The sequence below is a fragment of the Marinifilum breve genome (assembly GCF_003202155.1).
Lineage (GTDB): Bacteria > Bacteroidota > Bacteroidia > Bacteroidales > Marinifilaceae > Marinifilum > Marinifilum breve.
Window position 1 is genome coordinate 285,978 of sequence record NZ_QFLI01000005.1, and the last position, 12,460, is coordinate 298,437.

12 protein-coding genes are annotated in these 12,460 nt (G+C 40.7%); 1 reads left to right on the forward strand and 11 read right to left on the reverse strand.

Going from position 1 to position 12,460, the window contains the following annotated elements:
• Positions 1 to 12: 12 nt before the first annotated feature.
• Both DF185_RS13165 and DF185_RS13170 read right to left on the reverse strand, forming a co-directional pair.
• Positions 13 to 357 carry a 4Fe-4S binding protein gene (locus tag DF185_RS13165; RefSeq protein ID WP_207784648.1) on the reverse strand — a complete coding sequence of 115 codons (345 nt, stop codon included), beginning with the start codon at positions 355 to 357 and terminating at the stop codon, positions 13 to 15.
• Positions 358 to 385: 28 nt separating this feature from the next.
• A complete protein-coding gene (locus DF185_RS13170) occupies positions 386 to 925 on the reverse strand; it encodes a 2-oxoacid:acceptor oxidoreductase family protein (RefSeq protein ID WP_110361208.1) in 540 nt (179 codons plus the stop codon).
• A gap of 297 nt (positions 926 to 1,222) precedes the next feature.
• Here DF185_RS13170 and DF185_RS13175 point away from each other — a divergent pair, with 297 nt between their 5' ends.
• On the forward strand, positions 1,223 to 1,681 hold the full coding sequence (locus DF185_RS13175; RefSeq protein ID WP_165836029.1) for an Lrp/AsnC family transcriptional regulator: 459 nt from the start codon (positions 1,223 to 1,225) through the stop codon (positions 1,679 to 1,681).
• Between the two features lie 98 nt (positions 1,682 to 1,779).
• On the opposite strand, the gene DF185_RS13180 is transcribed toward DF185_RS13175, so the two are convergent.
• The 9 genes from DF185_RS13180 to DF185_RS13220 all read right to left on the reverse strand — a co-directional run bounded on the left by DF185_RS13180 (position 1,780) and on the right by DF185_RS13220 (position 11,759).
• Positions 1,780 to 2,685, reverse strand: a complete 906-nt coding sequence (locus DF185_RS13180) for an AraC family transcriptional regulator (RefSeq protein WP_110361210.1) — start codon at positions 2,683 to 2,685, stop codon at positions 1,780 to 1,782.
• A gap of 104 nt (positions 2,686 to 2,789) precedes the next feature.
• Positions 2,790 to 3,137 (reverse strand): chaperone NapD, encoded by a 348-nt coding sequence (locus DF185_RS13185; protein WP_110361211.1) that lies wholly within the window; start codon positions 3,135 to 3,137, stop codon positions 2,790 to 2,792.
• A gap of 57 nt (positions 3,138 to 3,194) precedes the next feature.
• Positions 3,195 to 3,767: a nitrate reductase cytochrome c-type subunit gene (locus DF185_RS13190; protein WP_110361212.1), complete on the reverse strand. Its 573-nt coding sequence runs from the start codon at positions 3,765 to 3,767 to the stop codon at positions 3,195 to 3,197.
• Between the two features lie 27 nt (positions 3,768 to 3,794).
• Positions 3,795 to 4,592, reverse strand: a complete 798-nt coding sequence (gene napH / locus DF185_RS13195; RefSeq protein ID WP_110361213.1) for a quinol dehydrogenase ferredoxin subunit NapH — start codon at positions 4,590 to 4,592, stop codon at positions 3,795 to 3,797.
• Positions 4,593 to 4,602: 10 nt separating this feature from the next.
• The gene (napG, locus tag DF185_RS13200) at positions 4,603 to 5,376 is read right to left on the reverse strand and encodes a ferredoxin-type protein NapG (protein ID WP_207784649.1); all 774 of its coding nucleotides are present in this window, start codon (positions 5,374 to 5,376) and stop codon (positions 4,603 to 4,605) included.
• 93 nt (positions 5,377 to 5,469) lie between these two features.
• A complete protein-coding gene (gene napA, locus DF185_RS13205; protein ID WP_110361215.1) occupies positions 5,470 to 8,259 on the reverse strand; it encodes a nitrate reductase catalytic subunit NapA in 2,790 nt (929 codons plus the stop codon).
• Positions 8,260 to 8,454: 195 nt separating this feature from the next.
• Positions 8,455 to 9,342 carry a c-type cytochrome gene (locus tag DF185_RS13210; protein WP_110361216.1) on the reverse strand — a complete coding sequence of 296 codons (888 nt, stop codon included), beginning with the start codon at positions 9,340 to 9,342 and terminating at the stop codon, positions 8,455 to 8,457.
• A 1-nt stretch (position 9,343) separates the two neighbouring features.
• Positions 9,344 to 10,672 (reverse strand): NrfD/PsrC family molybdoenzyme membrane anchor subunit, encoded by a 1,329-nt coding sequence (gene nrfD / locus DF185_RS13215; protein ID WP_110361217.1) that lies wholly within the window; start codon positions 10,670 to 10,672, stop codon positions 9,344 to 9,346.
• A gap of 187 nt (positions 10,673 to 10,859) precedes the next feature.
• Positions 10,860 to 11,759 (reverse strand): 4Fe-4S dicluster domain-containing protein, encoded by a 900-nt coding sequence (locus tag DF185_RS13220; RefSeq protein WP_110361218.1) that lies wholly within the window; start codon positions 11,757 to 11,759, stop codon positions 10,860 to 10,862.
• Positions 11,760 to 12,460: the final 701 nt, after the last annotated feature.

The window sequence follows — 12,460 nt, forward strand, 5'->3', positions numbered from 1 at the left end:
CTGCAAGCTTTTTTATTCCTTCTCCATTTTAATTGCATCTTTCGGGCATTCGTGAGCGCAAACTCCGCAGCCTTTGCAATAGTCCATGTCGATTTTGATTTTGCCATTGTCTTTCATGATGGTTCCATCAGGACAAAGCAAGTAGCAACGCAAGCAGTAAATACATTCATCATGATTCACTACAGGCTTAAAGGTTCTCCAACCTGCATTCTTTTCCGGAAGAAATCCGGCTTCGTATTGTGGCCCGGTTGGGTAATCATCAATATGAGTTGGAGTTTTATATTCTGTATGTTTTGGACGACTCATCTTTTCAATTATTTGGTCATTGGTTAACTGGTCATTAGTCAATCGTTTCACTAATTTTACACTAACCATTGACGAATGACTATTGACTAATTAGTTCAAAAGCTCTCTCTACGATCTTCTCGTTTAGCTGAGCCAACTTTGGCTTCATCTCGGTATGAATACTTGCAATTGCAGCTTCCTTGCTTACTAGGCCTGAAGCAGCAGCCAAAGCACCATACATTGCAGTATTGGTAATTGGTCTGCCCAATACCTCCATGGCAAGAGTGGTAGCATCAATTCCTCGTAAATCGAATCCTTTCAATTGCTCGCGATATTGTTCTACATCCCTGGTGTTGATCAATACACATGCATTTTCTTTGATTCCTTTTTCGAATCCCGGAACAATTAGCGTTTCGTCCATAACCACAACAAAGTCGCTCTCCTGAACTTCGCTTCGATCATGAATTTTTGTGTCATCAATTTTAGTGAATGCCAATACAGGCGCTCCTCTACGCTCAGGTCCGAATGATGGGAAAGCCAAAGCATGCTTTCCGCCATGAACACTGGCAGCAATTCCTAACAAGCGAGAAGCAGTAAATCCTCCCTGACCTCCTCGTCCGTGCCATCTGATTTCTTTCATTATCTATTTAGTGTTTGTTTTTTCTTTTACTAAAAATTACCCTTTTTCCTTGGCCTTTTTCCCTTTTGGGGAGAAACTAATAATCAAGAACCAAATCATGATTTATTCTTAATTGTTAATTCTTAATTGCTCATTGATTATTGGCGTAATTTTGTCTTGTAAAAATACCCATCAACCAAATGATTTACTAGCATATGAAATAAATACAGAAAACTACTCTATATAATGTACAATTCTGAAGAATTTATATCTTTACAAAAGCCAAAATCAGGCACATCAATAGAAAATTTTTCTCCTATGGAAAATCTGGACAGAACCGATCGTAAGATTTTAGAACTCCTTCAACAAGATTGCAGGATCACAATTAAGGAGTTGGCAGAAAAGCTGCACCTAAGTAATACTCCGGTTTATGAACGTGTAAAGAAGCTGGAAAGAAGTGGAATTATTAAGAATTATGTGGCCATGCTCGATCCTGAGAAGATTGACAGAAGTATGACCGTTTTTATCTCCATTCTATTGACAAAGCATACGCGAGATGTGGTGGATAAATTTCAGGAGGAAGCCTTGGCATTGCCAGAGGTGATGGAATTTTATTACACCTCAGGAAATTTTGATGCCATGCTTAAGATTATGGTGAAAGACATGAACGAGTTTCAATACTTTATTCAAGAGAAGCTTTCGAAATTTGAGTTTCTTACCCGTTTCAACAGTACCTTCGTAATTGCCTCGTCGGAGAAGGTTGGGTTTGATTTGTAAAATACAAAAAGCCCCGGGTTGAAACCCAGGACAAATTATCATTTCATTAATGAAGTATATTCTCGTCTTTTTCAGATCTGTTGGTTTTCCCAATTCAATTACATTGGTTTAACCGGAATACAAATATCCACTACAAATTTTTCAGGTGGCTCACTCTCGTGATATAACTCATAAGGACAAGCATCTGTAGGTTCATATCCACTTTCCGATAGCCAAATACAAACCGCATCCCAAGCTTCTTTAAATTCTGTTGCTGATATGGTAAAACTTCCAACAACATATTTTCCCCCAGGAACCGAAAGGTTGCCAAATTCGCCTTCTGCCTTTACAGGATGATCCAATAATATACTGGCACTTTGTCTGATATTATCCTGCTCTGTTACTTTCGGATCATCATGATACACGGTTACCGCTTTAGTATCTGGTTTGAACAAACCTCTTGGTTCAGCCCACTTCCTCAATTTTTCATAAGCATTCGCAATCAAATGGTATTCACCAACATGTCTGCAATAAATTAAATCCATCGCAGGCATTTCTTTAATTTCAATTTTCGATTTCATTTGTGACATTTTTAATAATTCAACATCACAAACATAGGTTTGATTTTCTGTAAGGATTTTACCATTCTTGCGATCCGATTGACCATTCTTGCTATTTATGGGTTCCCAGCTTTCACGGAATTCCTGAGCACTCATTTTAAAGCGAGATTTAAAACTGCGACAAAAAACAGAAGCACTTTGAAATCCACAGGCATAGGCAATTTCACTTACCGTTTTTTCCTCATATGTAATCAACATACTGCCGGCTTTTTCAAGTCTAATTCTTCTCACAAAACCATTGATTGTTTCTCCGGTAAATGCCGAAAAGATTCTATGAAAATGAAAGGGAGAAAAGTTGGCAATCTCAGCCAAGGTTTCCAAAGATAACTCCTGATCAATATGAGACTCTATATAATCCAGTACCCGATTTATTCGATGTATGTATTCCTTTTGATGCTTATTCATGATTCGATAAAGATAAAAATGAATTGTCTCTTAACAATCGAATCATTTCGATAAACCTGGAATTGCATGTTCAAAAAAAAGACACGCCATGGCGTGTCTCTACATTATAATTTCTTCTTTTTCAGATCTCCGGCATAATTAATCAATCCGGCATCTTTGCTGTTATCATTCAACCAGGGTTTTATTCCGTCCGATTTGTCAATCTTGTCTCTTTCCTGATCCAATTCATCTTCGGAATAGGAATACATCATATCAGCCGAAAGCACATTTTTAAATGCTTGGATCTTCTTCAGTTTGGCAATCTCCTCACTGATACCTTCTCCTTCGATTGTAACAATTATCTTTCCTTCATCATGCAAATGATAATCACACAAATCACTATCCTTTAGTACTCCCACTAAATGTTCAGTATTCTCTGGAAGAACACGAACTACTACACTGGATATATTCATATTATTAATCTTTATATCATGCAGAGACGCAAAGCCTTGCGTCTCTACCATTATTAATTAATTATTTACGCCATCACCTATGTTCTCCTGTAAATTGGATTCTTTGATACCAAATTTTTCACGGAACTCGACCGTAAACAGATTCTCAATATCAATGGTAACATCTGCCTGTGGAGCATGACACTGTGAACAGTTAAAATATGCCATATTCAAATCCTTCACATCTTTCACAAATACCTTGTTGTCTTCCTTTGGATTTGAATACACTCCATCTTTTACATCCATTTGCGGACGCCAGGTTTGGAAATGTGTTTTTGAGATTTCACGCGCTCCCGATTCCTCAACTTTGTCGGGCATGTGACAGCTCAAACAAATGTTATTGTCCATTTTAATTGGGAAGAATCCAGCAGTAGTGTGCGGAATCATAGGTGGTGCATTCTCAAAAGAACGCTCAATGGTTATCCCTACCTCTGGTTTATCCTCATTAAAATTGGCCTTCATTTTAAAATTGGTTTCATCCGAATGCAAGTCTGCATCAATAAAACCCAACTGATTTTCATCAATTTGTTTCTCCTTAGGCTGATTACAAGCAACCAAAAAGAACAAAGCAATTAGGGCTAGATATTTCATGTTTTTAGATTTTATTTAATCTCTTAATTAATTTTTCAAATCGAACTTCAGCGAATATTTCATCGCATTATCATTGCAAACCTCAATGCATCTTCCACAATTGGTGCAGGCTCCGCTACGAATAAAGTCGCTTTTCTTGCCTACAATATCCAAAACAGGCTCTTCCACACACACATCGAAACAATCCATACAATGGGTACATTTCTCTTTATCGTGCTTCACCTTAATTACAGCTTGTTTTCCAACTAAGGAATAAAAACCTCCCAAAGGACAAATGTGTCCGCACCAACCTGCTTTCAAAACAAACAGATCGACAAAGAAAACCACTGCAACAATTGCCCATCCAGCTCCTGAGCCAAACACAATGGCTCTGTGAAGCATAGATATTGGGCTGATAATTTCAAAGGCAGCCATTCCAAATACTGCAGAAACAATTAGGCTTAAAGCCAGTATATAATACCTTAGATTTCGGGATACCGAAACCTTTGCTTCCGTTTCTATCTTAAATATTCTGCGCAAACGGAAAGCGATATCAGTAATGATGTTCATCGGACAAATCCAGGAACAGAACATCCTTCCTCCAATCAATGCATAGATCAAAAAGATTAATAATGCTCCCAACAATACTGAACTTGATGCAATAAACCCTGAAACCAATATCTGCAGAACAGCATAAGGATCGCTCAAATGCAAAGAATCAGCAATGATGGCAGAACTGTAATTGCCTCGAAGTATTTCCCATCCAAAATAGTTTCCCCCAGCAAACAGGAACAAAAAGGACAGCTGAATGATTCGTCTTAGTATGGTATATTTAATCGTTTTCATCCAAATATCTTTAGTCTTCAATTAAATCATCATCATTCAAGTAATCGATAGCCGATTTAACATCCTTGTCATCATCTGCTTTTTCGACTTCCTCATTGATTCTTTTCTCATCTTCTTTTTCCCAACCTTTGATGTAATGGTCGCCCACTTCACCTGTTGCTTTGTCCAAAGGCAGAACAAAAATGGCAGCCTTCTCGGCAACACATGCTTGTTCGCATACGCCACATCCGGTGCATACATCGGAATGAACTACAGGAAGTAACTTGGCATGCATACCTGTTCTTTTATTCACCTCATAATCCAGCGTAATAGCTTTATCGATCAACGGACAAGCGCGATAACAAGCCTCACAACGAATTCCCCAATAGGCCAAACAGGATTCTTTATGAATCACAGCCAAGCCCATTTTAGAATTCAGTATATCCGGTTTCTCTTCTTCCTTGGTCAGGACCTTTAAATCCAGAGCTCCCGAAGGACAAGAATCGGTACAAGGCATATCGGTACACAAGTAGCAAGGAATCGTTCTAGGTTCGAAAAAGGGTGTTCCGTTTGCAATGCCATCACCTGGCTCTGCAAGCTTTAGTGTATCATAGGGACAAACTTCAACACATTGTCCGCACTTGATACATGCTTTCAGAAAGTCTTTTTCCTTTAAAGCACCAGGAGGACGAAGCACATAATCAGCCTTGGTGTTTGCTTTGATGGATTTCCCCCAAATTAAACCGCCACCGCCTACAAATACAGCTCCTTCCAGTACTCTTTGAATTACTTTTCTTCTTGACACCATATTTATTTTTAATTAGGAATTATGAGTTATGAATTGCATTAACTGATTTAAAATCATTTATAATTCATAACTCTTAATTCATAATTAGTTTTACGCTTTACTTAATTTTACTGCACACTTCTTAAAGTCTGTCTCTTTCGACATCGGACAAGTGGCATCCAAACAAAGTTTGTTTACAAACACCTTCTCGTCGAACCATGGCAGGTAAATTAAACCTCTTGGCACACGATTTCTTCCACGAGTTTCGATGTGCGCCTTAATTCGTCCACGTCTTGATTCTACCCAAACCAAATCACCTTCTGCAAAACCTTGCTCAGCTGCATCTTTCGGATGGATGTAACAAAGTGCTTCCGGCACTGCTCGATACAATTCAGGTACGCGCATGGTCATGGTTCCCGAATGCCAGTGCTCCAGTACACGACCGGTACATAACCAATAAGGATATTCCTTATCCGGCACCTCAGGTGCTTCCATATACGGACGGAAGAAGATCTTCGCCTTATTCGCCAAATCAACTTTAGGCTTAGACATATCAGGTTTCGAGATGGATCCCTGAGGCATTTTCTTCAGTGCTTTTCCGTAGAAGGCAAATGGTCCAACTCCTGCCTTCTTGGCATATACATCATATTCCGAATTGAATCGCCATAGTGTTTCTTTGCCATCTACAACCGGCCATTTCAATCCACGGCAGTGATGATAAGTATCAAAATCAGCCAAATCGTGACCATTTCCTAAACCAAACTTGCGATACTCTTCCCAAATGTATTTGTGCATAAAGAATCCGTAACCTTCAAATGGCTTCCCATCAGATCCTAATACCTTACGCTTATCACCACCAGATTCTGTATTGATCTTACCTTCTCCAATCGGATCTGGCCAAGCATATTTCTTCGCATCATCGTTGGCAAAAAGCACATCGTATAAAGTATCCTCAGGAGAGTAACCCATTGCTTTAGCTCCTTCTAAAACATCTGGCAAACCATCCTTCAATCCAGGAACTTTTTGTGCTCCCCAAACCTCTTTCAATTTGAAGCGTTTGGCCAACTCTACAAACTGCCAAACATCAGGCATTGCATCTCCAACAGGAGTTACCTGCTGTTTCCAGTGCTGAGTTCTGCGCTCTGCATTACCATAAGCTCCCCACTTTTCGTAGATCATCGCCGAAGGCAATATCAAATCGGAAACCTTAGCCGAAATACCTGGATAAGCATCGGAACAAACAATGAAGTTATCCATTTGGCGAGCTGCCTTAATCCAGTGATTCGCATTGGCAGTATTCATATATGGATTACAAACATTAATCCATGCAAATTTTATCTTTCCATCCTCAATATCGCGGTGGATCTTCATCAGGTGACTCCCCACTTTAGGATTGATGGTTCCCGCAGGAACTTTCCACAATTTCTCAGAAATCTCGCGATGCTTGGCATTGGCAACCACCATATCCGCTGGCAAGCGATGTGCAAATGTTCCTACCTCACGAGCGGTACCACAGGCCGATGGCTGTCCCGTTAAACTAAAGGCACCATCACCTGGCTTCGATTGTTTTCCTAATAATAGGTGTACCATGTATGCCTGCTCGTTCACCCAAGAACCTCTGGTGTGCTGATTGAATCCCATGGTCCAGTAAGAACAAACCTTACGTCCTTTTTCAATGTACAGATCTGCCATGGCCTTCAATTTCTTCTTGAAATCTTCCAATGATTCCTCAGGATCACCTTTGGTAATTTTCGCTACCGTATCCAAATCGTAAGGCTTCAATGCCTTCTTGAATTCTTCGTACTGAATGATCCAATGATTCACTGCCTTGTTGCGATGCTTCATTTCCATCACATCACCTTCCTTATAACCCAGGTAAGCCAAAGTTTTCCCCTCATCGGCAGTCAGTTTCTTGGCAACCTCATGCTTCACGGTTTCTTTTTCCTTATCGGTAAACTTAGGATGATCAGGCGTACGCATTCCGTAACCGATATCAACAAAACCAGTTGCGAATACGGTATACTTCTTCACAAAATCCCAATCGATAGCTTGTGGCTGATTGTACACAATTTCATGAGCGATATAATTCCAAATCGCTAAATCAGTATTCGGCTTGAATATAATTTCGATATCCGCCAAATCGGAAGTACGGTTGGTATAAGTAGAAAGGTTTATCACCTTGGTTCTGTCGGGATGACTCAGTTTGTTCTCGGTAATTCTCGACCACAAAATTGGGTGCATCTCGGCCATATTGGCTCCCCAGGTTACTACCGTATCGGTAATTTCCATATCGTCGTAGTTCCCTGCTGGCTCATCAATACCAAAAGCCTGAATAAAGGCAACTACCGCCGATGCCATACAATGACGGGCATTCGGGTCGATATTATGGGAACGGAAACCTGCCTTCATCAGTTTCGATGCAGCATAACCTTCCATAATGGTATACTGACCAGAACTGAAGATTCCAATTCCTGTTGGTCCCAATTCCTTCATGGCCGATTTCATGTGCTTCTCCATTTCGTCGAAAGCACGCTGCCAGCTAACAGCTTTAAATTTTCCCTGTTTATCGAATTCACCATTTTCGTTCACACGAAGCAATGGCTTTTTCAGACGGTCGGCACCGTACATTATCTTGGCATTAAAATATCCTTTGATACAGTTCAATCCACGGTTTACAGGAGCCAATGGATCACCTTTTACAGCAAGTATTTTATCGTCTTTTGTGGCAATCATGATACCACAACCAGTTCCACAGAATCTACATACAGCCTTATCCCATGTCCAGCCACTTTCGGCCTCACGAGCTTCTGCTTTCAGAGTTTCCGGAACTGCAACTCCAACAGCAGTTGCAGCGGCTATGGCGGCCGAACTCTTTAAAAAATCACGCCTTGCAAGTTTCATATATTTTGATTTTTTTATTTTCTAAAATTGTTACTTAAGCTTCCTCTGCACCCTTTCGCCTATCGGCACTTTCCCTAAAAGGGAAAGAATCTAAATTCAACTACTGTAATCTATTTTGTGTTTCTCCCCTTCTAGGGGATCCGCGATAGCTATCGGGACCCTACAGGGAGAGGGGTGTATTAGACCATACCTTATTTAAGCTTCTTCTCTCGCCTTCTTGATATTTCTTAATCCAAACACAATGAACAGAAGTGCAAACCAAACTCCAAATACCGAAACGAAGAAGGTAATCTTCAACCAGATTGGTGCCATTCTATCGGTACTCCAAATGTGGCGTCCTTCGATGGCAGAATGACGTTCGGTTGGCTTAGCCATTACCATGTGCTTCTCTACCTTCGCTCGAGCAAATTCTTTGGTGGCTTTAACCATTACATTTACTTTTCCTTCCTCATCGCCTGGCAGAGTTGGATCAACATCTACATAGGCAATACCCAATTCGTTGGTTTGTGCTTTGCCCAATAAATGCTTCCCGAAAGTCCCCATTACATATGCACTCACGCTTACTTCTGGCTGTGGTAATTCTTCAGCAAATACTTTTACAACCAATTTATCTACGTTCTCATCAAAGCTTAAACTCATCGCATATTCAGGAATTACAACACCTTCCATATTTGGCAACTCCTGCTTGTAGTCTTCGTTGAAACTACGGATGTATGCTACAATGTTCCACAGCTCATCATCAGCAAAAGCATCTTCGAATTTCGGCATGGTTCCACGTCCCATTTTAATTTTATAGAACATCGATCCATCGCTTTGCGCTTGAAACTGTTCGGCTGCCGGATCACCCGGAGGTGGCGACATTGGTGTGAAATCATCCTGTCCTGGTGTGCCATGACAAGATGTACATGAGTTTTCGTAGGCTATTCTCCCTTCCAAAACCATATCATCATCGAAAAGGAAAGGGCTTAGTTTTTCGTTTTCTTCTGCAGGTGCTTGCCAATCGCTTTGTGCATTCACATTCGCCACAGCCAAAAAGCAAAGGCAGAACAGAATGATTATATGATATCCTTTATTGTTCTTCATCTTACTTGTTGTTTTTGTGGTTCATGTCTTCTTTAACTTCCCAAATTGGAACTACAGGGAATAGTTTTGCCAGCACGGTAATAATCATCACTACCAAAATGAATGATGCTACGGTAATGGCAACCTCAGGTGTGGTTGGTGAATATCCTGTCCATCCCTCTGGTACATTCTGAATTGGATAGTAAGGAGCCAACTGGGTAGGAACTACAATTAGAACTCTCTTGAACCAGGCTCCGGCCAGAATCACAACAGCAATAATGGTTAGTGGCAAAGGCTTACGCATTGGCTTGAACAAAATCAGTAAGAAAGGAATAACCAAACCTCCCAATTGTACCAGCCAGAACATTACCGAATCGTGTCCATAAAGCATTTCGTGAACATGCTTGGCATCGGCAGTATTGGCCTTGTATCCGGGAACGATAATTTCGTTGATATTGAAGTATACATACACCAAAGCAACCAGAACCAATAGTTTACCCATTCTGTCGAAATGATCGGCGGTGATGTATTCTTTCAACTTATAGTTGTTGCGGAAAAAGAACATGGCAATGATTACCGCAGCACAACCTGCTACAAATGCACCCGACACAAAGTATGGCCCGAATATTGGCGAATCCCATCCCGAACGCAAGGTCATGGCAAACAACCAGGAAGTAACGGTGTGAATCGATAGGGCAATCGGGATAATCAGAATCAACAACATGCGAGTGTAGCGATTCATTAAACGGAATTGCTTTGCTGTGTTGTTCCATCCCAAGGACAAGCTCCTGTACATTTTCTGTTGCCACTTCGGCACATTGTTTAGCTTATCGCGGCACAATGCAATATCAGGTAACATGGGGATGTATAATAGTAAGCCACTGATCACAACGTAGGTTACCACAACGGCAATATCCCAAACAATTGGCGACTGCACCCTACCGTGAATGAATACATTCAACAGTCTATCCGGTCGACCCATATCAGTAATGATAATTAGTCCAGCTACCATGGCAAAGGCAAGGGCTACCAACTCGGCAATTCGAGCTACTGGTCGTACCCATTCAACTTTCATCATGCCCAGTACCGATGATACCAGCATCCCAATTAAAGAGGTTGCAACAAAGAAAACAAAATTAGAAATGTAGATTCCCCACGATACATAGTCGTGAAGACCCGTTACACCCAATCCGTTTTGCAATTGTTGATAATAGTAATACAAGCATATTATAAGTGATACCGTAAGAAAGCCCATCCAAAGCTTGAACTTTCCTCCCCAGTTCACATTTTTTAAAAGGTCCTTATCAATTTGCTCCTCGCTCAAATGACCTTTTGCTATTGTTTCGTTCATAGTTATAACGTAGTTAGATTTTGAGATTCATTTTAACCTACACCCCCTTTGCCTGTCGGCATTTCCCCCTGAAAGGGGAAACCTTCTTATTCAACAGATTGACAAGTTTTAAACCGACTTCAATCTTTAATTTCTCCCCTTCAGGGGAGATCCCTACAGGGAGAGGGGTGTTTCCAATCTAATTGAATTATCCCTCGCTTTCGCGCGGAGGCAAGTAGTAAACACTAGGTTGTGTACCCAGTTCAGGCATTAGCGTATAAGCAGCATTCTCTTCCAACAAGTGGCTTAGGCGTACGGTTTTCTTGGTAGTACCATTGGTTACCAAATCTTCGTTCTGATCGCCGAAGTAATACACCCCATTCGGACATGCCGACACACAGTAAGGCAACTTTCCATGACGCAGCTGATCGGCCGAAAAGGCACACTTGGTAACTGTACCCTTCTTTTGAGGAACATTCAGCTCCATATCGTAGGTAACATCGGCCATCTTATCGGAATTCTTAGGCTCGGTCCAGTTAAAGGTACGTGCCGAGTAAGGACATGCTGCCACGCAGAATCTACAACCAATACAACGTTCGTTGTCGATCAGAACAATTCCATCCTGACGCTTAAAGGTTGCATCAACCGGACAAACCGATACACAAGGTGGGTTGTCGCAATGCTGACAGGTTTTAGGCATCCAGTAAGAGGTTTTTTTTACCGGATCTTCCATTTCCAACACATTCAAATGGTGCATTTCGGGTTTTAGCTGATGTGCACTTTGGCAGGCTTTCATACACTTTCGTGCATTCTTACACTTGGCCAAATCAACAACCATTACAAATTTCTTTCCCGGAATTCCTTCGCGACCTCGCTTCTGTAGGTACTTTAGGTCCTGGATTTTATCTCCGGGTTTTAGGTGGGCTACATCTACTTCTACCAATTTGTTATCGGCAGTAAGTACTTTTACTTTGTTACCGCTGGCTTTGTTCGAATCGCTACATCCTTGCAGTAGCAAGGCCGATCCAGCAACGGTACTCGCTCCTGCAATGCCCAATTTTTGCAGGAATCGTCTTCTTGACTTGTCGTTTTTGTTCGCCATGTTCATCTGTTTCTTTTAGGTTTTCTTTTTAGCAGATGGAACATTCCGATGATTCAGGATTTTGATGCGTGTAGTAGCTCGATCATTCCTTTAATCATGGACGTTTCATAGATTTATTTTATTGAGTCAGACATCAATAACTCTAATAAATATATGAAATATAGGCTTGTATGACTCCCGTTATGTTTAGATATCTAGATGTGTTTTAAATCACAATTAAAGATAATAATGTCTGAATACCCCATTATCCAATAGATAGAGAACCTTTTCAGATAAAAGGATAATCTCATCGTTTTATACAGTTTGTATTTAGAATAAATTCAGATAGATGTTTTATAGCATGATTTGTTCCCTCGGGTTAAAACCCGAGGCAATTCAAAGGCAATTCAATATTTATTCGGAGAATTAATTGCCCTGAAAGGGCCATAGCAATAGCGATGGGTGTAGCCCATTGGAATGAATCTATTCCATTGCCTGAGCCCTGAAGGGGCGTAAGCCTGATTTCGAATGTTTCTCATTTCGATATGATACATCAATTAATAGATAATTTTGCTCCCGCCCCTGCAGGGCTTCTTTTCTAATACATCCCATTCATAGGGCTCCGCCTTATGCTATTGCTATTAGCCTTTCAGGCTATTTTAATATTTAATTGCCATAATATTGTTTAAAATATGTTTTGTTAATACATTTGACATTGAAGGAGAAAG